The organism is Ruegeria sp. BF7, from assembly GCF_056538605.1.
Map to the genome: position 1 here is coordinate 41,349 of NZ_JBQFTM010000009.1, position 21,830 is coordinate 63,178.

General features: G+C 59.1%; 17 protein-coding genes and 2 pseudogenes. 9 read left to right on the forward strand and 10 right to left on the reverse strand.

Annotation, left to right across the window (positions count from 1 at the left end; translation table 11 throughout):
- Positions 1–100: 100 nt before the first annotated feature.
- Together ACR0IK_RS16775 and ACR0IK_RS16780 are read left to right on the forward strand one after the other, a co-directional pair.
- Positions 101–424: a hypothetical protein gene (locus ACR0IK_RS16775; protein ID WP_480593669.1), complete on the forward strand. Its 324-nt coding sequence runs from the start codon at positions 101–103 to the stop codon at positions 422–424.
- A gap of 53 nt (positions 425–477) precedes the next feature.
- Positions 478–1,464 (forward strand): type I glyceraldehyde-3-phosphate dehydrogenase, encoded by a 987-nt coding sequence (locus tag ACR0IK_RS16780; RefSeq protein ID WP_480642355.1) that lies wholly within the window; start codon positions 478–480, stop codon positions 1,462–1,464.
- Here the strand turns inward: ACR0IK_RS16780 and ACR0IK_RS16785 are convergent.
- The 3 genes and pseudogenes from ACR0IK_RS16785 to ACR0IK_RS16795 all read right to left on the reverse strand — a co-directional run bounded on the left by ACR0IK_RS16785 (position 1,377) and on the right by ACR0IK_RS16795 (position 2,628).
- Positions 1,377–1,673, reverse strand: coding sequence for an ureidoglycolate lyase (locus ACR0IK_RS16785; protein ID WP_480642357.1), 297 nt, complete (start codon positions 1,671–1,673; stop codon positions 1,377–1,379). The two genes, ACR0IK_RS16780 and ACR0IK_RS16785, sit on opposite strands and share 88 nt — an antisense overlap.
- A pseudogene (gene uraD, locus ACR0IK_RS16790) lies at positions 1,652–2,337 on the reverse strand (2-oxo-4-hydroxy-4-carboxy-5-ureidoimidazoline decarboxylase); the annotation flags it as partial. The gene ACR0IK_RS16785 and the pseudogene uraD, both read right to left, overlap by 22 nt.
- 150 nt (positions 2,338–2,487) lie before the next feature.
- Positions 2,488–2,628 (reverse strand): hypothetical protein, encoded by a 141-nt coding sequence (locus ACR0IK_RS16795; protein WP_480642358.1) that lies wholly within the window; start codon positions 2,626–2,628, stop codon positions 2,488–2,490.
- A 246-nt stretch (positions 2,629–2,874) separates the two neighbouring features.
- Here ACR0IK_RS16795 and ACR0IK_RS16800 point away from each other — a divergent pair, with 246 nt between their 5' ends.
- From ACR0IK_RS16800 to ACR0IK_RS16815, 4 genes and pseudogenes are all read left to right on the forward strand, one after another.
- Entirely contained in the window at positions 2,875–3,372 is a 498-nt protein-coding gene (locus ACR0IK_RS16800) for a hydroxyisourate hydrolase (protein ID WP_480642359.1), read from the forward strand.
- A pseudogene (locus tag ACR0IK_RS16805) lies at positions 3,320–4,127 on the forward strand (urate hydroxylase PuuD); the annotation flags it as partial. The gene ACR0IK_RS16800 and the pseudogene ACR0IK_RS16805, both read left to right, overlap by 53 nt.
- Positions 4,128–4,272: 145 nt before the next feature.
- The gene (locus ACR0IK_RS16810) at positions 4,273–6,078 is read left to right on the forward strand and encodes an autotransporter assembly complex protein TamA (protein ID WP_480642361.1); all 1,806 of its coding nucleotides are present in this window, start codon (positions 4,273–4,275) and stop codon (positions 6,076–6,078) included.
- Between the two features lie 32 nt (positions 6,079–6,110).
- The gene (locus ACR0IK_RS16815) at positions 6,111–10,157 is read left to right on the forward strand and encodes a translocation/assembly module TamB domain-containing protein (RefSeq protein ID WP_480642442.1); all 4,047 of its coding nucleotides are present in this window, start codon (positions 6,111–6,113) and stop codon (positions 10,155–10,157) included.
- Here ACR0IK_RS16815 and ACR0IK_RS16820 read toward each other — a convergent pair.
- From ACR0IK_RS16820 to ychF, 7 genes are all read right to left on the reverse strand, one after another.
- Complete coding sequence (locus ACR0IK_RS16820) at positions 10,151–10,675, reverse strand: thioesterase family protein (RefSeq protein ID WP_480642363.1); 525 nt, start codon at positions 10,673–10,675, stop codon at positions 10,151–10,153. The genes ACR0IK_RS16815 and ACR0IK_RS16820 overlap by 7 nt on opposite strands.
- Positions 10,668–11,456 (reverse strand): cyclase family protein, encoded by a 789-nt coding sequence (locus ACR0IK_RS16825; RefSeq protein ID WP_480642365.1) that lies wholly within the window; start codon positions 11,454–11,456, stop codon positions 10,668–10,670. The genes ACR0IK_RS16820 and ACR0IK_RS16825 overlap by 8 nt, the downstream gene beginning before the upstream one ends.
- 112 nt (positions 11,457–11,568) lie before the next feature.
- Positions 11,569–14,352 (reverse strand): formate dehydrogenase subunit alpha, encoded by a 2,784-nt coding sequence (gene fdhF / locus ACR0IK_RS16830; protein WP_480642366.1) that lies wholly within the window; start codon positions 14,350–14,352, stop codon positions 11,569–11,571.
- 13 nt (positions 14,353–14,365) lie between these two features.
- Positions 14,366–16,069 (reverse strand): NAD(P)H-dependent oxidoreductase subunit E, encoded by a 1,704-nt coding sequence (locus tag ACR0IK_RS16835; RefSeq protein ID WP_480642367.1) that lies wholly within the window; start codon positions 16,067–16,069, stop codon positions 14,366–14,368.
- A gap of 85 nt (positions 16,070–16,154) precedes the next feature.
- The gene (locus tag ACR0IK_RS16840; protein WP_480642369.1) at positions 16,155–17,036 is read right to left on the reverse strand and encodes a LysR family transcriptional regulator; all 882 of its coding nucleotides are present in this window, start codon (positions 17,034–17,036) and stop codon (positions 16,155–16,157) included.
- Between the two features lie 177 nt (positions 17,037–17,213).
- The gene (locus tag ACR0IK_RS16845; protein ID WP_480642370.1) at positions 17,214–17,756 is read right to left on the reverse strand and encodes a hypothetical protein; all 543 of its coding nucleotides are present in this window, start codon (positions 17,754–17,756) and stop codon (positions 17,214–17,216) included.
- A 102-nt stretch (positions 17,757–17,858) separates the two neighbouring features.
- Positions 17,859–18,956 (reverse strand): redox-regulated ATPase YchF, encoded by a 1,098-nt coding sequence (gene ychF, locus ACR0IK_RS16850; RefSeq protein ID WP_480593684.1) that lies wholly within the window; start codon positions 18,954–18,956, stop codon positions 17,859–17,861.
- Between the two features lie 199 nt (positions 18,957–19,155).
- Here ychF and ACR0IK_RS16855 point away from each other — a divergent pair, with 199 nt between their 5' ends.
- The 3 genes from ACR0IK_RS16855 to ACR0IK_RS16865 all read left to right on the forward strand — a co-directional run bounded on the left by ACR0IK_RS16855 (position 19,156) and on the right by ACR0IK_RS16865 (position 21,815).
- A complete protein-coding gene (locus ACR0IK_RS16855) occupies positions 19,156–19,641 on the forward strand; it encodes an acyloxyacyl hydrolase (protein ID WP_480642371.1) in 486 nt (161 codons plus the stop codon).
- 78 nt (positions 19,642–19,719) lie between these two features.
- The gene (gene trpA, locus ACR0IK_RS16860) at positions 19,720–20,511 is read left to right on the forward strand and encodes a tryptophan synthase subunit alpha (protein WP_480642372.1); all 792 of its coding nucleotides are present in this window, start codon (positions 19,720–19,722) and stop codon (positions 20,509–20,511) included.
- A gap of 137 nt (positions 20,512–20,648) precedes the next feature.
- Positions 20,649–21,815, forward strand: a complete 1,167-nt coding sequence (locus tag ACR0IK_RS16865) for an alpha-hydroxy acid oxidase (RefSeq protein WP_480642373.1) — start codon at positions 20,649–20,651, stop codon at positions 21,813–21,815.
- Positions 21,816–21,830 lie beyond the last annotated feature (15 nt).

The following is a 21,830-nucleotide window of genomic DNA, read 5'->3' on the forward strand; positions in this document are numbered from 1 at the left end:
CTAAACGCTGACGTCAAATTGGCTTTTTCCGGTGCGGGGGTTCACAGAAGCGCTTGAATCTGGTGAAATAACACCGGTTTTTAGCACTGGAGATTGTTCAATGGTACTGCGCGGATCGATGCTGGCACTGGCAGCTGTAATTGGCCTGATGGCCCTGGAGGCAACCCCCGTTGCCGCCAAAGAGGAAACCAAATCGGTATTCGTCATGAGCCGCACATGGGCCGTTACGCAAGTCTCGGATGCTCCGGTCGTGTATCGCGCAACCCGTGACAACAACAACCTGAACCCGTTTGGTCCGCCGCCGCGCCTGCGCACCATCCAAGCCATGGCGGCCATTCAGGCGGCGACCGGCTGCAAGCCGCTCCGGGCCAGCATGTATCAGAACATTTCGGGGCAGTTCTTCTCTCAGGTCAGCTGCAACTGACCTGAGGTCGAAACGGCATTGAGGTCAGCGCAACCCGCTGCCATAGCTTACGCATGAAACTTGCGATCAACGGATTCGGCCGCATCGGCCGCACGATCCTGCGGCAGCTGCTGGCTTTGCCGCAGGACAATGATGTTGAACTGGTGCTGATCAACGATATCGCGCCGCTCGAAACTTGTGCCTATCTGTTCAAATACGACAGCACCTTCGGCCCTTATCCTGGATCGGTCGAGGCCGGTGACGAGGCCTTGGTGGTCGACGGCCATTCCATACCGGTCACCCACAGCCCGGATTTGTCACGTGTGGATCTGACCGGGGTCGACGTCCTTATGGATTGCACCGGTGTTGCACGTACCTCGGACGTGGCCGGTCAGGGGTTGACCGCGGGGGCAGGCAAAGTGCTGATCTCCGGCCCTTCACCGGCCACCGAGGTAACTATCGTTCTGGGTGCCAACGAGGATCACCTGGGCAACGCCCGGATCGTATCGAACGCGTCCTGCACCACCAACGGGTTGGCCCCGCTGATCAAGATTCTGGACGGGATCGGAGGCATCGCCTCGGCCCATATGACAACGATCCACTGCTACACCAACAGCCAGCCCATGGTGGATGCGCCACGTGGCGATCTCGCCCGGTCACGGGCGGGGGCGTTATCCATGGTCCCCACCACCACCAGCGCCACGCATCTGATCGATGAGGTCATGCCCCACCTCGCAGGCCGTATCTCAGGCGCGGCGGTGCGTGTTCCAACCGCCAGCGTGTCCGCAGTCGATCTGGTCGCGACCTTGGACCGCGGCATGTCGGTCACCGAGTTCGACGCGGAGCTGCGCAAAGGCGTCACACACTCTTCCGTTCTGGGCTGGACAGACCACCCGCTAGTTTCGTCAGACCTGCGGACCAGACCGGAATCACTGGTCATCGCCGGCCCCGAAACGCGAATGATCGGTGACCATCAGGTGCGCGTATTCGGTTGGTATGACAATGAATGGGGCTTTTCTGCACGCATGCTCGACGTTGCCCGCCTGATGGCGCAACCCTGACCCTTGCGATACCGCAGCCGGCGGACCTGCCTAGCCCGGCCATCGGGAAATTCCAGCCCAGGGCGATCCTGATAACGACCACACTGACCCTGATTAATGATCTTGCCCGGTTCGCCCGCAATCTCGATCACATCGCCAAAGGGCGAGAAAACCTCGGCGATCAGCGGCGCAACAACGATCCGGCAGCTCACAAGAGCAATACGTCCCACAAACGAAATTCCGCGATCCGTTCAACCTGACGGCAAGCTTCGGCGGTTTCCGCATCGCGGTCCTGCTCGATCCTCTATTGAAACGCCTGAAAGATAGACGCCGTGTCGTGATCGTGCACCACGATGATGAATGGAAAGCCAAACTTCTCGGTGTAGCGCTGTTTCAGATCGTGATAGTGACGCGCTCCTGATCCGTCAAAGCATCCAACCCGCCGAGGCCTGTTCGGACGAACTTTCCTGCGTCCACCGCATGGCCTGAGCCAGCTTGTCCGCCAAATCAGGTTGCCCGGTCAACACACCCAGACGCTCATCTTCAGAGGCCGAGCGGAACACGCGCGACAGTGCATTGTGCATGCCACCCGCATTGTCACGAACCAGTCAAGATTCCAAATCAAAGGCTTTTTCCGCAATCCAGCGTTTACGGCACAATCAATTGATCCCGCCCGTCGGTCTGCGTCCAGTAGGGCAGATCACCGGCAGTCGTGTCGGCCACATAGTCAAAACCGCCTTCTTCAGCCACCAGCCGAATTTTATTGTTAGAACAACACCCAGTACACCAACCACGCGGGCGTTCACCCATAACTGCGACATGCAGTCGGAAGGCCTCGGTTTTCTGCGCGTGCTCTTCGGCCTCAGGCACATCCATGCGCTGGACCCATTTCAGGCCGTGGCTGGCCATATCCCAGCCTCTCGCATTATTCACCGCCACTTGATCCGGCGACCTCACCAAAGCCGTCACCACGCCGTAAACCGCGATCCGCAAACCCTAAATAAACCGTAGCAGACGTCAAAACCCTGCGCGCGACCCGTATTCTTAAATCGGTTCCTTACTCCATTTCCGCCGCTCGGGCCATGTCACGGCTCCCACGACTTCGGACAGAAGAGCATCGGACGCCGTGTCGCGGTGCAGGACAATGTGTTTGCCGCCCACTTCGTAGTTCAGCACGGTTTGCACGGCCGACTTCTCTCCCCGCTCCGCTGGGCGTTGGGCGGGTTGGTTCCATGCCCGGTCAAGTCACGAGCGTATCGAGGCGGCTACGTGGTATCTTCCGTTCCTGTACGTTTCTTCGGACATAGCCCGGAAATGCGATTTTGATTGTCGGACTAATCCGAGCGCTGTTTCCGGTTCTTTCGGCATTTCCACTGTTTCAAGCTTTGCGCCAGACTGCGAAATAGCTAAAGGCAAATCAAAGAAGACCCCGTGGCTTGCTATCGGGCAACCCACGTTCTGGAAACGGCGCGCGATTGCCCGGCGAAAGGGCTGAAGATCGCCCTGAACGACGTCACCAAGGAAACCCGCTGCAAACTGGCCGAGACCGAAACCAATTCCGACGCCTGGATCAACAACCCGGCTCTACCGCAAAAAGACTTCAATACAGGCTCATTTAAGCTTGTTTTCTTTGCCGAGACTATCTGCGCACCGCAGGTCAGGCCACCGAGGACCCACTGCTTTCGGATCAGGTGCCGACCTGTTTCGGCATGTTTGACGCGGATGCGCCCTACCACGTGCCATTGTTGCCGTTACCCTCGGGCTACTCGATCCATCGTGGCAGTTGAATGCTACCCACAGAGCTCCCACCCATCGGCTGCCCCTGACGGAGCGCCTCCCGTTGGACCAAGCGCCAAGCCTTTCAGGCGTGGCGCGGCAGGTGCTCTGCGGTGCATTCTATCGCATCCAGAAATTCCTGGTCGCGCCTGAGAGGATGCCGAACCACCTGACATGGTTCAAACGGGAAAGCTGCGCGACCGGGCTGAGCGGCGCCGTGCTTTTGATGTTGGTTTATTGTGTCGAAGGTAAGCTGTATCTGATCGATGTTGAAAAAACCGATCTGGAATTGTGGCAAGGCGTCGTGATCCCAGAAGCTATTCTGACCGCGGACTGGCTGATCTACGACTTTCCCTGCAGATCAGGGCTGAGTAAGCGACCTACCCTACTGATGGAGCTGCAGGTGGCGATGGGCTGGAGCCATAACCAGTTCTTCACCGGCCGCACTATGATGCTGCATCTGGGGGCGTTCACCGCAACGATCGTGATCGCCAATCTGCGCTCGCCCCACGACAACTACCTGATGCTGCCGGTCGTGTTCCAAATGCTGTCGAACCACCACCCGCTGGCGTTTGCGACCGAAAACAGCTGGATCATCGCCACGCTGGTTTCCTGATGGGCGTCACCATCCGGCATTACTTCAACTCGCGCCCTGCCTGCGCAGGGAACCCGACCTGGATCTGGGCCGTCACCACTGTTTTGTTCATTGCCATCAAACCGGTGTCGAAGGGCATTTAGTGGGCACCAAAAGGTGTCTTGCTGGAAACCGCAGGCACCATTTTCCGAAATGCCAGACAAATTAACTACAGGTAGGTGTCACCCACGCTGTGCCGACCGCCGATGTGGTCGACGTGGAGCCCGAAGATCGCGCCGCAATCATCCTCTGGCTCCAAAATGCCGGGTCTTGACCACAACAGGCCCCCTAAATTCAGCTTTGTTTACGATAATCTCTTTCCCTGCATAGAAACTGATGCTCTAACATGAATGCAATGAGCCGTTGCGTTTCATAAAACGGTGAAATTGATTTCGACTTGGGGCAGTTGGAGCCATTCGATGCGGGTAAGCAGGCCACGGGCCTTTGTGAATTACTGTTTTCTTGGCATGGCTGCCGCCGCTTTTCCCTCGTCACTGGTCGCGCTTGAAACGACGCTCTCGGCACCCGGAGCCCCGAAGGCGTTGATTGAACGCATTGAAGAAACGTCCTCGGTTGCAACCGCTGAAAACAGAGGCCTGGATACGCCGCTGGAAATCCTGTCCGCCGCTTTGTCGGATTACCGCACCATCGTTCAGATTTTGTACGACGAAGGCTATTTCAGTCCAGTCGTCAGCATCAAACTGGACGGGCAGGAAGCAGCGGACATGAGCTCGCTTACCGTGCCGAACGCAATCAACCGCGCTGTTATCACGGTAAATACTGGCCCAACCTTCACGTTCGGCACCGCCATCGTTGAACCCGTCGCGCCGGATACCGTCCTGCCCGAAGAATTCGCCCCCGGCAAACTGGCCACGACCGGCGCCATTCAGCAGGCGGCCTCGGCCGGGGTGCAGGGGTGGCGCGATACCGGCCACGCCAAGGCCGAAGTCGAAGGCCAAAAGGTCATCGCCCGCCATGCGCAGAAACGGCTGGACGCCGAGATCGACCTTGCACCGGGTCCGCGTCTGACCTTTGGCAAGATGATCATCAAGGGTAACACAGATGTTCGGCACCGGTCGATTGAAAAGATCGCCGGGTTCCCGTCAGGCGAAGTCTATTCGCCGGCGAAAATCCAGCGGGTCGGCACACGGTTGCGCCGCACCGGCACGTTCAGCGTCGTGTCGATCGAGGAGCACGAAACCCCCAACCCCGACGGCACGCTGGATTTCGACGCCACGTTCGAAGACATGCCCAAACGCCGCCTGACCTTCGGGGTCGAGCTTGCCTCGAACGCCGGGCTGGACGTGACCGCAACCTGGACCCACCGCAACGTGTTCCGCCGCGCCGAACGGCTGCGGTTCGAAGCCGCGCTGCGCAACATCGGCGGGTCCGAGGACCTGGACGGCCGGATCGGCCTGCGTCTGGATCAGCCTGACCGGCTGGGTCCGGATGACAACACCTTCTGGAGCGCCCTGCTGGAGCGGCGCAACACCGAGAACTATAATGTCTCGGTCGCTTCGTTGGCCTATGGTGCGCGGCGCACATTTTCCGACCGGCTCTATGCCGAAGCCTCGGCCGGATTCCAGTGGTCGGATGCGGATGACGCCTATGGCAGCGGCCGCAAATTTCGGTACTTCATCATCCCGTTCCGCTCGGAATGGGATGAGCGCGACAGCAAGGTCAGCGCCACGCGCGGGTTTTATCTGGATGCACAGGCCATGCCCTTTGCAGGGCTGTCCGGCACACAGAATGGCATTCGGCTGTTCTTTGACGGGCGCGCCTATACCAGCCTGAACACCGGAGGGCGTCTTGTTCTCGCGGGCCGTGCTCAGCTGGGATCGGTGATCGGCCCCTCAGCAAGCGGTGTGACGCCGGATTTCCTGTTCTTCTCGGGCGGTGCGGGAACCGTACGCGGGCAACCCTTTGAAAGCCTTGGCATCCCGGTCAACGGCGGCGTGGCGGGGGGCAAGTCCTTCCTTGGGCTGTCCGGTGAGGTTCGCGGAAAGATCACAGACACAATATCCCTTGTTGGGTTTTATGATTTTGGTACCGTGGACACGTCATCCTTTATTGGCAGCGGAGCCGAATACCACTCGGGTGCAGGTCTAGGGGTCCGTTATGATCTGGGCGGGTTTGGCCCGCTGCGTCTGGACCTTGCCCTGCCGGTACAGGGCGATACCGGCGACGGTCTACAATTCTATATCGGGATCGGACAGGCATTTTGATACGGCGCTACGCATATCCTGTTGTGACCACGATGCTGATCGTGACTGCCCCTCCTGTGATCGCGCAGGAGGATGAGGGCGGAGGCAGTATGCTGGAACGGTTCCTGCAGGACACGCTATCGGGCGACGATCAGAACGTCACCGTCAAGGGGCTGCAAGGTGCCCTTAGCGCTCGCGCCACGATCCAGGAGATCACTGTATCGGACGATGAAGGCGTTTGGCTGACCATCAAGGATGCCGAATTGGACTGGAACCGGCTGGCCCTGATCCGGGGGCGGTTTTCCGTCAATGCCCTGACAGCGCAGGAAATTGACATCGCCCGTGCGCCCGGCACGACGACCAAAGAGGCCCCGCCCCCCTCGGTTGAGACCAAGCCCTTTCAACTGCCCGAATTGCCCGTCTCTGTCGAAATCGGCGAGATTCGGGTGGATGAGTTGTTGCTGGGCAAACCCTTGATCGGGGTTTCTGCCGCATTGTCCGTGACCGGCAACCTGTCGCTGGCCGATGGCACCCTGGACACCAAACTGGACATCACCCGACTGGACCGCGCCGGCGACAGAATCAAGCTGACCGCCGGGTTCCAGAACGCCTCGCGTGAAATCAATTTGGATCTGGATGTGAACGAAGCTGAGGGCGGCCTGATTTCGACCGCGCTGAATATCCCCGACAGCCCGCCGATCGGCTTTACGGCCAAGGGCGCGGGCCCCCTGACCGATTTCACTGCCGATATTGCCCTGAGCAGCGACAAGCAGCCAAGGGTGACAGGACAGGTTGAGCTGCGCGCGGCGGAAACCGGCGCAGCGGACGGCATAGCCTTTACCGCCGATCTGGGTGGCGACCTGACCCCCTTCATGGCCGAAGATCTGGACCCGTTCTTCGGCCCCAGAACGCGGCTTTTCGTGGACGGCCAGACCAAACCCCAAGGCGCGCTGGATGTCTCTGATCTGGAACTGACCACCCAGGCGCTAAACCTGAAAGGTGAGCTGCAGTTGGCTGAAGGCGGCAGTCTGCAGCTTGCAGCCTTGCAGGGCAGGATCACTCCACCGGATGGGAATACCGTAGTGCTGCCGGTTGCGGGCGGGGATACCTCGATCGAGGCGGCACAGATTTCTGCCCTGTTCGATCAGAAGAACGGTAACCTGTGGGATCTGAGCCTGACGGCAGACGCGTTTCAATCGCCGCAGGCGAAACTTGAAAAAGCCCGGATCACCGCGCAAGGCACGTTGGAACAGGGCGATGCGTTCACCGTCATCGGTGATCTGCAGGCTATCGTTGACGGAATCGACCTGAACGATCAAGCGTTGAATACCGCTTTGGGCGAGCGCATCACGCTGGACGGCCAATTCGACTACGGCAGCGATCAGTCTCTGAATCTGTCGGGTTTCGAGTTGGTGGGAACCGATTACACGTTGGCGCTGGACGCGTTGATCGACGGGCTTACCAGCGGGTTGACGGTAGATGGGTCAGCCGCGCTCGACGCATCTGACCTTTCGCGGTTTTCGGATCTCGCGCAGCTTGATCTGGGTGGAACTGCTTCGGTCAGGGTTACGGGCAAGGGCTCTCCGTTGGAACGGAGCTTTGACGGCAAAGTGGTGGTCGAGGGACGCGATCTGGTCACCGGGCGCGACGATATCGACCCCGTCATCAAAGGCGAGACCACGATCACACTGGATGGCAGCCGTGGCAGCGACGGCATCACCATCCGCGAGTTCGACCTGAACAGCGAAGCCGCGCAAGCGCAGGCCAGCGGTGAGGTCACTACGCCCGACGGCAATCTGACCATCGACGGACAAGCCAGCGTGAATGCGTCGGATCTGTCGGTCTTCTCCGGGCTGGCCAAACGCGAACTGGGCGGTGCCCTGCAGGCGAAACTGGACGGCATTGGCACGGTGCAGACGCTGGAATTCGACGGCACCGCCAGCGTGACCGGACAGGATATCAAGACCGGGATGTCCGATATTGATCCTCTGCTGTCCGGCAAAACCACGATCACTTGGGATGGCGCGCGCACGGCAGATCAGATCGAAATCCGGCAGGCCACGGTCGACGGCAACGCCCTGACGGCGCAGGTTGCAGCAACCGTTGATGACCCCACCGGCAATCTGGCGGTGGATGGCAAGGCGCAGGTGAATGCGCCAGATCTGTCGCTGTTCTCGGGGCTGGCCAATCGCGACCTGGCCGGATCAATCTCGGCAAATCTTCAGGGCAGCGCGGCCCTCGCCAACAAGGTTTTCGACATTCAGGGCGACGTGAATGCAGACGATATTCAGACCGGTATCGAGATAGTCGACAAGCTGGTTCAGGGCCGCACGACTCTGACCGTCGATGCAGTAAAGGGTGAGGAAGGGGTGGATATCCGCACTTTCCGCCTGCAGGGCACAGCCTTGTCCGCCAGCGCATCAGGCAAGCTGGACCGTGACGCCGGCGGGCTGGATTTCAGTGCTCAGCTTGATGATCTTTCCCGTATCCTCACCACGATGTCCGGACCGCTGACCCTGGACGGAAATGTCGCCCCAACCAGATCGGGTATTGAGGGCACCACGCGGCTGAGCGGACCGGACAGTTCTTACGCAGCACTGACCGGAACGGTGGACACGGATGGTACTGCAGATTTGGATTTCGACGCCAAGCTGAACAAGATCGAACGTTTCGCGCCCGAATTCCCCGGCACTGTCGCGGCAACCGGCAATGCCAAACGCAAGAACGGTGTCTGGACCATCGATGGCTCGGCCAATGGCCCCGCCGAGATCAGCAGCACAGTCAAAGGCACCTTTGATGAGACCTCTGGGGAGGCTGACCTGCAAGCGCAGGGTGGCATTAATCTTGGCGTCGCTAACCTGTTCATCTCACCCAACAAAATCGACGGAACGGCACGGCACAATCTGCGCCTGAAAGGCAAGCCCTCACTGAACGCACTCAGCGGTTCCATCACCACCTCGGGGACGTCGCTCGCAATTCCCGATATCGGGCAGACGGTCACCGGGATTAGCGGTTCAGTCGAATTGGCGCAAAGCCGGGCTACGATTTCGTTGAACGGCGGAATGCGGGCCGGGGGCAACTTTACCATCTCGGGTCCGCTGGACCTGACGCCGCCGTTTAATGCCAACATCGTCACCAAACTCAACCAGCTCGTACTGACCGACATGCTTCTCTATGAAACCACACTGAACGGCGAGATTGCCATGACCGGGGCCCTGGCGGGTAACAGCACCATTTCCGGGCAAATCACGTTTGAAGAGACCAACATCAACCTCGCCGCCGCGGCAGGGGCTGTGGGCGCTGCACCGATCCCCGAGATCGAACACATCAACGAAAGCCGGGCTGGCTATATCACGCGCGAACGGGCACGGCTGGTCGTTGAGGAAGGTGCGACCAAAAGCGATTCCCGTATTGCGCTGGGCGTCACCCTTCGGGCGCCCAAGGCAGTTTTCGTGCGCGGTCGCGGCGTTAATGCCGAACTGGGTGGAAACCTGTTCATTGGTGGCACGACAGCGTCGGTTGTACCCTCCGGCCAGATCGAACTGATCCGGGGAAATTTTGACATTCTGGGCCGCAGACTGGCCCTGACCAAAGGCATCGTGACCCTGCAGGGGGACCTGACACCGTATATCGAGTTCGCCTCGTCAACCAGCACCTCTGAGGGCACCGCCACGATCGAAATCGCCGGCCCGCTGGATGCGCCCGAGGTTGACGTCTATTCCGACCCCGAACGCCCGGCAGAAGAAGCACTGGCCATGCTGTTGTTCGGCAATCGTTTCTCGGAACTGTCACCCTTTATCATTGCCCAGATGGCGGCGTCCCTGGCGCAGCTCAGCGGTGCGGGGGGTGACGCGACCAAGGGGCTACGAGACTCGACTGGTGTGGACACGGTGGATATCGGGGCAACCGAGGGCGGCGCCGGTCGTCTGGGGGCCGGAGCCTATCTGAGCGACAACCTCTACACCGATTTCACCGTCAACACCCAGGGCGACACCGAGGTGAACCTGAACCTCGACGTCACCGACAGTTTCACTGTGCGCGGCACTGTTGACGGGCGTGGCGAAACCGGTCTGGGCCTGTTCTTCGAACGGGATTACTGAAGGCGTTGTTTCCGCCGGATGCCAATCGCCTGCCCGACCTGCGGCGCGGCCTCCAGCCCGGCGTGATCGCGGACCATGCGGGCCAGCCGGGCCGCTGCCCAATCCGGGTAAGGTTCTGACCGCCCACTGGTGTGACTGACATTCATGAACAGCGCTTCCTGCGTGGCGCAGATGACGTCGTCTTTTCCCGACAGCATTTGCGCAAAGTAGTGGCCACGTTTCTGGTCTGAATCCAGCATACGAAAGCGGTAATAGAACGGCTCGTCTGGCTGAACCTCGCGCAGGAAATTCATGTGGGATTGTAGGACGTACGGCCCCTGCCCCAGCGCCTTGACCTGCACCTCACCCAGCCCGAGGTGATCGACCATCAGCTTTTCCAGCGCCATGTCGAAGGCCACGCCATAGAAACCCACGTTCATGTGACCATTGTAATCGACCCATTCTGGCAACACCGAGAACCCGCAGATTTCGACCGGCGCATCATAAGGCCCATCATGTCCGCTGAGAGGTTTATTCATCACCAACCTCCTCAAAGATCGCGACAGCCCGCACAAAGCCTGCCGAGGCGCCTTTTATCTTGAACGGAAAGCACGAGATTTCGAACCCGGTGGGTGGCAGACCTTCGAGGTTGGTCAGCTTTTCGATATGGCAATAGCCGATCTCTATCGAGGCGCGATGCCCCTCCCAGATGATCGAGGCATCCTTGGTTTCACCGTATTCCTGTGCAGTCAGGGGAAAGGGTGCGTCCCAGCTCCAGGCGTCTGTGCCGGTCACGCGCACACCGCGTTCAGTCAGGTACAAGGTCGCCTCGCGTCCCATACCGCAGCCTTTCATCAGATAGTCCGGCTGTCCGTACTGCGTGCCCGCCGAAGTATTGACGATCACGATGTCCAGCGGCTGCAGGTCATGGCCGATCCGTTTCAACTCGGCTTCTACATCGGCAGCAGTCGCGACATAGCCATCGTCGAAATGCCGGAAATCCAGTTTCACGCCGGGATTCATGCACCATTCCAGCGGCACCTCGTCGATGGTAATCGCCCGTTCGCCATTATTCATGGTCGAATGATGGTGATAGGGCGCGTCCAGATGGGTGCCGTTATGGGTGGCGATCTGCAGCCGTTCGATGGCCCAACCCTCGCCGCCTGGAAGGTCGTCTTTCTGAAGGCCGGGAAAGAACTCCATCACCTGCTCAGCGGTTTGGTCATGCGTCAGATACTCGATCCCGGGCAACATGATCGGCGGGTCGGACACGATCCCGGTTTCCAGCGGAACCGACAGATCGACAAAACGGCGGGCCATATGCTCCTCCATCACCAAGGTGATGACAGGTTTGGCTGCAAGCAACACTCTGTCAAGGAAAGAAAAAAGGCGACCCTTGGGGCCGCCTTTCCTGGATTTGTGAGTGTCGGTCTTATTCCGCCGCGACGGCGTCTTCGATCTTTTCGACCCGGATCGCCGAGAACTTGAACTCGGGGATCTTCCCATAGGGGTCTATGGCCGAGTTGGTCAGGATATTCGCCGCCGCCTCGACATAGGCGAAGGGGATGAACACCATATCCTCGGCAATCGCCCGGTCGGCCCGCGCCATGATCTCAATCGAGCCGCGACGGGTGGTCAGACGGATCATCTCACCCGGTTCGATCCCCATCAGCTTAAGCGTACGCGGGTTCAGCGAACAGTTCGCCTCGGGCTCCACCGCGTCCAGAACGTTCGACCGACGGGTCATCGAACCGGTATGCCAGTGTTCCAATTGACGGCCGGTGGTGGCGATCATCGGGTATTCGTCATCCGGTGCTTCATCCGGCGGGATGACGCTGGCCGGGGTAAACCGGGCCCGGCCTTCCGCACGCGGGAAGCCGTCACCGAACACGATCGCCTGCCCCGGGTCTGTCTCGGACAGCGACGGATAGGTGATAGTCTCGGTCTCCAGACGCTCCCAAGTGATGTTGTTGAGCGAGTTCATCGTCAACTTCATCTCGTCAAAGACCTGAGACACATCGGTGTAATCCCAGTTCAGACCGATCCGCTGCGCCAGTTCGACCGTGATTTTCCAGTCTTCGCGCGCCGCACCCGGAGGGGTCACGGCCGGACGCACACGCTGTACCTGACGGTTGGTGTTCGACACCGTGCCGTTCTTCTCATAGAGCGCCGAGGCTGGCAGTATGATGTCGGCATAGTTCGCCGTCTCGGTCAGGAAGATGTCCTGCACGATCATCAGGTCCAGCTTGGCCAGCGCCTCTCGGGCGTGGTTCACATCGGGGTCGGACATGGCCGGGTTTTCACCCATGATGTACATGCCCTTGATGTTGCCAGCATAGGCCTGGTCGATGATCTCGGTGACGGTCAGACCTTTCTCGTTCGAGAAGTCGTCCGAATTCCAGACATTGTTGAACTTGGCGCGAATGCCATCGTCAGTCACGGTCTGGTAGTCGGGCAGGAACATCGGGATCAGGCCCGCATCGGATGCGCCCTGCACGTTGTTCTGACCACGCAGCGGGTGCAGGCCCGCGCCGGGTTTACCAACGTTGCCGGTCATCAGCGCAAGGCTGATCAGACAGCGCGAGTTGTCGGTGCCGTGGATGTGCTGGCTGACGCCCATACCCCAGAAGATCAAACCAGCCTTGGCCTGCGCAAAGGTGCGTGCCACGCGGCGCAGCTGATCCGGTTCGATGCCGCAGATCGGCGCCATCGCCTCGGGCGTGAACTGGCGCAGGTGCTCTTTCTCGGCCTCCCAGTTCTCGGTCCAACGGTGGATGTACTGGCTGTCATACAGCTCTTCTTCGACGATCACGTTCATGATCGCATTGAGCATCGAGACATCAGCCCCCGGACGGAACTGCAGCATTTCATCGGCGAACTTGCGCATGCCGACGCCGCGCGGGTCCATCACGATCAGCTTGCCGCCGCGCTTGGCGAACTGCTTGAAGTAAGTCGCCGCGACAGGGTGGTTCTCGATCGGGTTGGCACCGATAATGATAACCACATCCGAGTTCTCGACCTCATTGAAGGTCGCGGTCACAGCGCCGGAACCGACGTTCTCGATCAGTGCCGCCACGGACGACGCGTGGCACAGACGGGTGCAGTGGTCGACGTTGTTGTGCTTGAAACCCTGACGGATGAACTTCTGGAACAGGTAGGCTTCTTCGTTGGTGCATTTGGCCGAACCGAAGCCTGCTACGCTGCGCGGGTCTTGGTCGCGCAGGGCCTTCAGCTTGGTGGCCGCCAGATCCATTGCTTCTTCCCATGTCGCTTCGCGGAAATGGGTCGACAGGTTACCCGGATCGACGTTCAAACCTTTCTCGGGCGCATCCTCACGCCGGATCAGCGGCTTGGTCAGACGGTGCGGGTGGTGGATGTAGTCGAACCCGAAGCGGCCTTTGACGCACAGACGGCCTTCGTTTGCCGGGCCGTTGATGCCCTCGACATATTTCACCTTGCCGTCCTTGACCTTCAGCGAGACCTTACAGCCCACGCCACAGAACGGGCAGACGCTTTCGGTTTCGCTATCGTAGTCCTTGCTGTCGCCCTTCTGTTGGTCGTCCAGCACGGTGGCGGGCATCAAGGCTCCCGTCGGGCAGGCCTGAACGCATTCACCACAGGCCACACAGGTTGAATTGCCCATCGGATCGTTCTGATCGAACACCACCTGCGCGGTATGACCACGACCGGCCATGCCGATCACGTCGTTCACCTGCACTTCACGGCACGCCCGGACGCAAAGGTTGCAGTTGATGCAGGCGTCCAGATTGACGCGCATCGCAACGTGGCTGTCATCCAGCAGGGGGATTTTCTCGGCCTCTTTCGCCGGGAAACGGCTGTCGCTGACATCGTTCAGCTTGGCCATATCCCAGAAATGGCTGGACTTGTCGTGCGCCTCCTCGGGCTGGTCAGCGACCAGCAGCTCCATGACCATGGCGCGCGATTTCTCGGCGCGCTCCGAGTCAGTCTTGACCACCATACCGTCCGCCGCGGGACGGATGCACGAGGCGACCAGAGTGCGTTCACCTTCCACCTCAACCATACAAGCGCGGCAATTGCCGTCGGGGCGATAACCCGGCTGCGGCTTGTGGCACAGGTGTGGAATGGTGAACCCCTGCCCCTTGGCCGCTTCCCAGATGGTCCAGCCTTCGGGCACGGTGACATCTTCGCCGTTCAGGTTGAAGGTGACGGTCTTGTTTGGGCTTGCATCAAGCATGGCTCTGTCTCCCTCAGATTTCGTCAGCGAAATGTTTCATGACCAGACGGATCGGGTTCGGAGCGGCCTGCCCCAGACCGCAAATCGATGCGTCGCCCATGACTTGACACAAATCCTCCAACAGATCGGTGTCCCACTTGTCGGCCTGCATCAGTTTGACCGCCTTTTCGCAGCCTGCCCGGCAAGGCGTGCACTGGCCACAGCTTTCATCTTCGAAGAACCGCAGCATGTTCAGCGCGGCATCGCGGGCAGTGTCCTGATCGGACAGAACCACAACGGCAGCAGAACCGATGAAAGTACCGTGCGGTTGCAGAGTGTCGAAATCCAGCGGGATGTCATCCATCGACGCAGGCAGCAAGCCTGAGGACGGCCCGCCCGGCTGATAGGCTTTGAAGGTCTGACCTTCGACCATCCCACCAGCGGCTTCGATCACGTCCAGAATGGTCGATCCGGCGGGCAGCATGTAAACGCCCGGCTTTGCCACCCGGCCCGAGACCGAATAGCTTCGCAGGCCCTTACGGCCATTTTTTTCAGTGCTGTTGAGGCACTCGGGCCCCTCGCGGCAGACTTTGGTGACCCAATAGAGCGTCTCGACATTGTGCACGAGCGTCGGGCGGTTAAAGACCCCAACCTGCGCCACGAACGGAGGACGGTGACGCGGCAGGCCCTTTTTGCCTTCGATCGACTCGATCATCGCGGATTCTTCACCGCAGATATACGCGCCAGCACCCCGGCGCAGATTGATGTAACCCGGCTCAACAATCCCGGCCTGTTCCAGCGCGGCGATCTCACGGCGCAGGATTTCCAGAACGGCCGGGTATTCGTCGCGCATGTAGATAAAGCAGGTTTCCGCCTCGACCGCCCAGGCAGCGATCAGCATCCCTTCGAGGAAGACATGCGGCGTGCGCTCCAGGTAAAAACGGTCCTTGAACGTGCCGGGTTCGCCCTCGTCCCCGTTCACGGCCAAATAGCGCGGGCCCTCGTTCATGCGAACAAAGCCCCATTTCTTGCCGGATGGGAAGCCAGCGCCACCCAAACCACGCAGGCCTGAGGACAGGACGTCTTCCTGCACCTTCTCCCAATCGCCGCTTTCGCGCAGCTCTTTCAGCTTGGCGTAGCCACCGTTTGTCTCATAAGCGGCAAAGGCTTCGTAGCCGGGCAGATGGGCGTGCGTGTCACTGGCAGCAATTGCGGCCTTCACCTTTTCAGGGGTCGCATGATCGATATGGTTGTGACCGATCTCAAGCACCGGAGCGGTGTCGCAGCGGCCCATGCACGGCGCGCGGACAACACGAACCTCAGCCGGGTCCAGACCGTCTTCCAGCGCTTTTTGCAGCTGCTGAGCACCGGCCATTTCACAGGACAGGGAATCACAAACCCGGATGGTCAACGCCGGAGGAGGCGTCTCACCTTCTTTTACCACATCAAAATGGGCGTAGAAGGTCGCGGTTTCGTAAATCTCGGCCTGTCCGATCCGCATCTCAACCGCAAGCGCGGCAATATGGTCGGCGCTGATATGGCCGTGTTCGTCTTGAATCAAATGCAGGAATTCGATCAGCAGGTCGCGACGGCGCGGGCGGTCACCCAGCAGGCGATGAATTTCTGCCTGCGCCTCATCCGTAAACTGACGGCCTTTGGGCGTGTGACGCCCTTTGCCTTTACCTGACTTCCAGACGCCCTTGGGTGCGCCTGATGGCTTGGTGTCTAATGGTGCCATGATGCCCTCCGATTGAGGCTCCGTGTCTCATCAGAATAACATATCGTCAAATCGCTTATTGCAATCGCACGATAACGACACCTTATCACCGCAAAGACGTCACCACCGCCCGCAAAGCCTCAACCGTGGGCAGCTCCGGATCGCGAGACAAAGTTGCCAGACAAATTGGTTTGCTGACCACGGGATTGACCAGTGGCAATACCTTCGTTCCCTTCAAATCGCCCAGCGCGCTGACCAACACGCGCGGGATGACTGTGGCAGCCAACCCCTCGCGTGCCATGACCATCGAGGCAGTGAAACCACTGGTTTCTGCAACAACTTGCGGGTGCAACCCCTGTTCGGCGAAAATCCGATCCAAAATGCGTCGGTTCTGCATTTGCGGCTCCAACAGGCTAAGCGGGAATTCGGCCACCCGCGCCCATGGGATCGGACCGGTCTCGCTGGTCATGTGAGACGGGATCAACAGTACATAGGTCTCTTGGTACAATGGCTGCACCTGCCGAAGATCGGTGCCGATGCTGTCACCATAGGTGATGCCCGCATCCAAACTGCCCTCATCCAGCCGATGTTGAATCGCTGTGGCCGACATGGTTTCGATTCGCGTAACGATCCGGGGGTGCGCCTGCCGCAATCGTTTGGTCAGGCGGCCAGTGAATGCAGTCGCCGTTGGGATAACGCCCAGAATCAGCGTGCCGGTGATCTCGCCCTTGGCGGCCAGAACCTGCTGTTCCAGCGCCTTGGTTTCGTCGAGGATCCGCCGCGCACGCTGGACGATCATCTCGCCCTCTTCGGTCAGGCCCTGAAATCGGTTGGCACGACGAACAATGGAAACACCCAACCGGTCCTCAAGATTTCGGATGCGCATCGAGAACGCAGGCTGCGAAATCCCGCATTCCTCGGCCGCCTTGGCAAAATGCTGATGCCGCGCCAGGGCGCTGAGGAGTTGGAGGTCGCGGATTTCGATCATTTGGGGTCTTCTCGGTTGGCGGATCAAAATCCATACTAACGGGGTTTTCTATGCGTAGAAATGTGTTGACTGAATGGAAATTCGAAGCCGCACGAACACTCGGCATACTGCGTCAGAAAGTAAATGGCAGGAGAATGTAACCCAGATTCAAAGTCGTGGTTAGTGCTAAGACGACTTTTAGCGAATGTCGTTTTGGTGCGCAGGAACTTTTTGTAAGTCGATCGCCAAGGAACTGACCCATTTGCACACTTGGCCGTCATGTGTAGCGATGATCCGATCTTCAACGTGGCTCGCTTCCCAAACAGCAACGCTTTCCAGCCCAAGGCACTCGCTCAAAAGCGCTGGTCGCTCCCCGCCTTGCTCTGCAAAGTCAGAATGACAAAGCGAAAGGACCCCAGATGTTTTGTCCTGTTTGAAGCGAAGGTCCTCCCTGATGACATCGCAACGAGATTCAACTCGGCCGACTTTCAGCCAATAACCTCTGCTAATAACATCACGACAGACAAAAGATTTGAACAGTACCGGTAGTTCAATCAGATCCTCGATTTTCGGCCGCTCTGAAAAGTAGCCTTCGAGAACCGCAACGAAATACTCTTCCCCCAATTGCCCAAAAGCCCAACAGCATTCACCTAACGGAATCTCAACCAGCGCCCCGACTTGCCAGCGTTGCCGTTTTGACGGTTGGTTTCTTTTAGCCTGCATAAAATTGTTTACGCCCATGCTCCGTGCATCTCACATCAAACGCCTGCTCTCAATCTCAAAACGAGGCATCCAATCGCCTTATGTCGAGCGTGCAGAATGCCAGGCCGAAACTGTCGCCGTTCAGGTGTTGAACAAGAAGTGCATGACATCGCCATCCTTGACGATGTAGCCCTTGCCTTCGGCTCTCATCTTGCCCGCCTCTTTTGCACCCTGCTCGCCATTGGCAGAAACATAATCGTCGTAGGCGATGGTCTCGGCGCGGATGAAGCCTTTTTCGAAGTCACCGTGGATCACGCCAGCGGCCTGCGGCGCGGCGGTGCCGGTGCGGATGGTCCAGGCGCGGGCCTCTTTCGGGCCAACCGTGAAATAGGTTTCCAGCTTGAGCAGGTCATAACCGGCGCGGATCAGGCGATCGAGGCCCGGTTCTTCAAGGCCCATTTCCTCTAGGAACATCTGGGCTTCATCGTCTTCCAGCAGGCTGATCTCTTCTTCGATCTTGGCGCTGATGATGACATGGGCGTTGCCCTGCGCGGCGGCCATTTCGGCAACTTTGGCTGAGTATTCGTTGCCCTCGGCGGCCTCTTCCTCAGACACGTTACAGACGTAGAGCACAGGTTTGGTCGTCAACAGTTGCAGCATCTTCCAGGCCTTGGCGTCCTCGTCCGAAACCTCGACCAGACGTGCAGGCTTGCCGCTTTCCAGCATCTCCTGCGCGGCGGACAACAGGCGGTCCTGCTGTTGCGCTTCCTTATCGTTGCCCTTCAGCTTACGCACCAGATTGGCACGGCGCTTTTCGATGCTTTCCAGATCGGCCAGCATCAGTTCGGTCTCGATGGTGTCGGCATCAGCCACCGGGTCAACACGGCCATCCACATGGGTCACGTCACCATCTTCGAAACAGCGCAGTACATGGGCGATGGCGTCGGTTTCACGAATGTTGGCCAGAAACTGATTGCCCAGCCCTTCACCCTTCGAGGCCCCCTTCACCAGACCCGCGATATCCACGAAGGTCATCCGCGTGGGGATGATCTGTTTCGAGCTTGCAATCGCCGCCAGTTTATCCAGACGGTCATCAGGCACAGCAACGTCACCGACGTTGGGCTCAATCGTGCAGAACGGGAAATTTGCCGCCTGAGCGGCTGCGGTTTTGGTCAGCGCATTGAAGAGTGTCGACTTGCCCACATTCGGCAAACCCACGATTCCCATTTTAAAGCCCATGACAGTCTCCTGAAGCCATTCGAGGGGTGCTTCTATGCAGGTCCGGGTCGATGCGCAAGCCGGACTGCAAGCAACCCGGCCAAGTCCAATCTGCAACATCACGAAAATGTTCACTACCCAGCAGCTTGCCGGGGTTCGAAATCGCACTCTAAGATCGTCGTATAGAACGTTATGAACAAACAAATAGTGAATGGTAGGCATGAAGAAAATTATCGTAACTCTTGCGCTGCTGCTGGCCGCCCAGACGGCGCAAGCACAATCCCTTGTATTTGGCGCCGGGTTCTCAGATTTTTCCGACAGCGAAGCAGATGACGAAGCGGTATTCGCGCTTGAATATCATCACCGCCCGTTTCACGAAGCCACCCGCTTTTCCGCAAACTGGGGCGGCGCCCTGACAGTGGATACCGCAAGCAATGTCCATATCGGCATCGGGCTGATCGGCTTCTACACCTTTGCCGACCGCTGGTTCGTCGAAGGTAGTGTCATGCCGGGGTACTTTTCCCATAGCGATGACCTGAACGATCTTGGCGGAGAATTCCAGATCCGCAGCCTGCTGGGCCTCGGGTACACTCTGGACAATGGCAACAAGGTGTCCTTTGCAATCACCCACAAATCCAACGCCAGCACGAACAACGAAAACCCCGGCGTCAACTCGGGCCTGCTGCGATACCACTACCAGTTCTGAGGCAATCTGACCCGGCGGGATTGATTTCCGGGCAAAGTTTCTGCACATCAGGTTCAACTCTGAATGCAAGGACTGCAGATGACCCGTATTGACGCTAAGTTCGCCGCCTTGAAGGCCGAGGGAAAAAAGGCCTTTGTCGCATATATCATGGCAGGCGACCCCGATTTCGACACCTCGCTTGAGATTGTGAAAGGCCTGCCCGGCGCGGGTGTCGACGTGATCGAACTGGGGCTGCCCTTTACTGATCCCATGGCGGACGGCCCGACCATTCAGGCTGCTGGTCAACGGGCGCTGGAAGGGGGCATGACCCTGCAGCGCACTCTGGACCTGGCGCGTGCGTTCCGCGAAACCGACGACACGACACCCATTGTTCTGATGGGCTATTACAACCCGATCTACAGCCGAGGCGTTGATAAGTTTCTGGTCGATGCGCAAGCCGCTGGCATCGACGGGCTGATCGTGGTGGACCTGCCACCAGAAGAAGACGAAGAGCTTTGCCTGCCCGCGCAGGCGGCGGGGCTGAACTTCATCCGGCTGGCGACCCCTACAACCGACGACAAACGCCTGCCCCGCGTGCTTCAGAACACCTCGGGCTTTGTATATTATGTGTCGATCACCGGCATCACCGGCGCGGCCGAGGCTCAAGCCACGAATGTCGGCCCAGAAGTGGCGCGGATCAAATCCGCTACCGATCTGCCCGTGATCGTAGGCTTTGGCATCAACACGCCCGAGAAATCCAAGGCCATCGCCAGCGTCGCCGATGGTGCTGTGGTTGGCTCGGCCATTGTCAGCCAGATCGCGGCAGGCAAACCCGTGGCCGAAGTTCTGGATTTTGTGAAGACCCTTGCCGACGGCGCGCATTCCGCCTGATCGATTGGCATCGAACCCTTTCAACAGACCGCAGCAAGCAACTGGCCTGCTGCGGTTTTTTTCTTGTCTTCAGACAATTGCGCCATGCCGGATGCCTCAGTAGAAATATGTAACCACTCAACCAAAGGCGCGGTCCCATGCCCGTAATCACCACCATCGAAGACCTGCGGCGCATCTATGAACGCCGTGTGCCGCGGATGTTCTACGACTATGCCGAAAGCGGCAGCTGGACCGAGCAGACCTTCCGCGACAACAGCTTGGATTTCTCGGATATCCGCCTGCGACAGCGGGTTGCGGTGGACATGGACGGACGCTCGACCGCCTCGCAGATGATTGGAGAGGACGTCGCGATGCCCGTCGCGCTGGCCCCGGTCGGGCTGACGGGCATGCAACATGCGGATGGCGAGATGAAAGCCGCCAAAGCCGCCGAAGAATTTGGCGTGCCCTTTACCCTGTCCACCATGTCGATCAACTCAATCGAGGATGTGGCCGAGCACACGACGAAACCTTTCTGGTTTCAGCTTTATACGATGAAGGATCAGGACTATGTCAGCCGCCTGATCCAACGCGCCAAGGATGCGAAATGCTCGGCTTTGGTGATCACGCTGGACCTGCAGATTCTGGGCCAGCGCCACAAGGACTTGAAAAACGGCTTGTCCGCACCGCCGAAACTGACGGCCAAAACCATCGCGAACCTGATGACAAAATGGTCATGGGGCATCGAGATACTGGGCGCAAAGCGGCGCGAGTTCGGCAATATCGTCGGTCACGTCGAGGGTATCTCGGATGCCTCCTCCCTCGGCGCATGGACGGCCGAGCAATTCGACCCCAGCCTCGACTGGAGCAAGGTCGAAAAGCTGATGGAGCAATGGGGCGGCAAGGTCATCCTCAAAGGCATTCTGGACGCCGACGACGCCAGGATGGCTGCTAAACTTGGCGCTGATGCCATCGTTGTGTCTAACCACGGCGGACGGCAGTTGGATGGCGCACTCAGTTCCATCCGTATGCTGCCACAAATCATGGACGCGGTCGGCGATGATATCGAGGTCCATCTGGACAGTGGCATCCGCTCTGGTCAGGACGTCCTCAAGGCCTTGGCTCTGGGGGCCAAGGGCACCTATATTGGTCGCGCTTTTGTCTATGGGCTGGGCGCGATGGGGCAGAAAGGCGTGACAACTGCGCTGGACGTCATCCACAAGGAACTGGATACTACTTTGGCGCTGTGCGGCGAACGCAACGTTGGCGATCTGGGGCGGCACAACCTGCTGATCCCCGAAGACTTCGGCGGTCGCTGGCAGGACTGACTTGAACCTAAAAGC

Bases quoted from the DNA above. Each gene is read 5' to 3' on its own strand.
- ACR0IK_RS16775 (WP_480593669.1), top strand. From the start codon at position 101: ATGGTACTGCGCGGATCGATGCTGGCACTGGCAGCTGTAATTGGCCTG.
- ACR0IK_RS16780 (WP_480642355.1), top strand. From the start codon at position 478: ATGAAACTTGCGATCAACGGATTCGGCCGCATCGGCCGCACGATCCTG.
- ACR0IK_RS16810 (WP_480642361.1), top strand. From the start codon at position 4,273: ATGCGGGTAAGCAGGCCACGGGCCTTTGTGAATTACTGTTTTCTTGGC.
- ACR0IK_RS16815 (WP_480642442.1), top strand. From the start codon at position 6,111: ATGCTGATCGTGACTGCCCCTCCTGTGATCGCGCAGGAGGATGAGGGC.
- ACR0IK_RS16820 (WP_480642363.1), bottom strand. From the start codon at position 10,675: ATGAATAAACCTCTCAGCGGACATGATGGGCCTTATGATGCGCCGGTC.
- ACR0IK_RS16825 (WP_480642365.1), bottom strand. From the start codon at position 11,456: ATGGCCCGCCGTTTTGTCGATCTGTCGGTTCCGCTGGAAACCGGGATC.
- fdhF (WP_480642366.1), bottom strand. From the start codon at position 14,352: ATGCTTGATGCAAGCCCAAACAAGACCGTCACCTTCAACCTGAACGGC.
- ACR0IK_RS16835 (WP_480642367.1), bottom strand. From the start codon at position 16,069: ATGGCACCATTAGACACCAAGCCATCAGGCGCACCCAAGGGCGTCTGG.
- ACR0IK_RS16840 (WP_480642369.1), bottom strand. From the start codon at position 17,036: ATGATCGAAATCCGCGACCTCCAACTCCTCAGCGCCCTGGCGCGGCAT.
- ACR0IK_RS16845 (WP_480642370.1), bottom strand. From the start codon at position 17,756: ATGGGCGTAAACAATTTTATGCAGGCTAAAAGAAACCAACCGTCAAAA.
- ychF (WP_480593684.1), bottom strand. From the start codon at position 18,956: ATGGGCTTTAAAATGGGAATCGTGGGTTTGCCGAATGTGGGCAAGTCG.
- ACR0IK_RS16855 (WP_480642371.1), top strand. From the start codon at position 19,156: ATGAAGAAAATTATCGTAACTCTTGCGCTGCTGCTGGCCGCCCAGACG.
- trpA (WP_480642372.1), top strand. From the start codon at position 19,720: ATGACCCGTATTGACGCTAAGTTCGCCGCCTTGAAGGCCGAGGGAAAA.
- ACR0IK_RS16865 (WP_480642373.1), top strand. From the start codon at position 20,649: ATGCCCGTAATCACCACCATCGAAGACCTGCGGCGCATCTATGAACGC.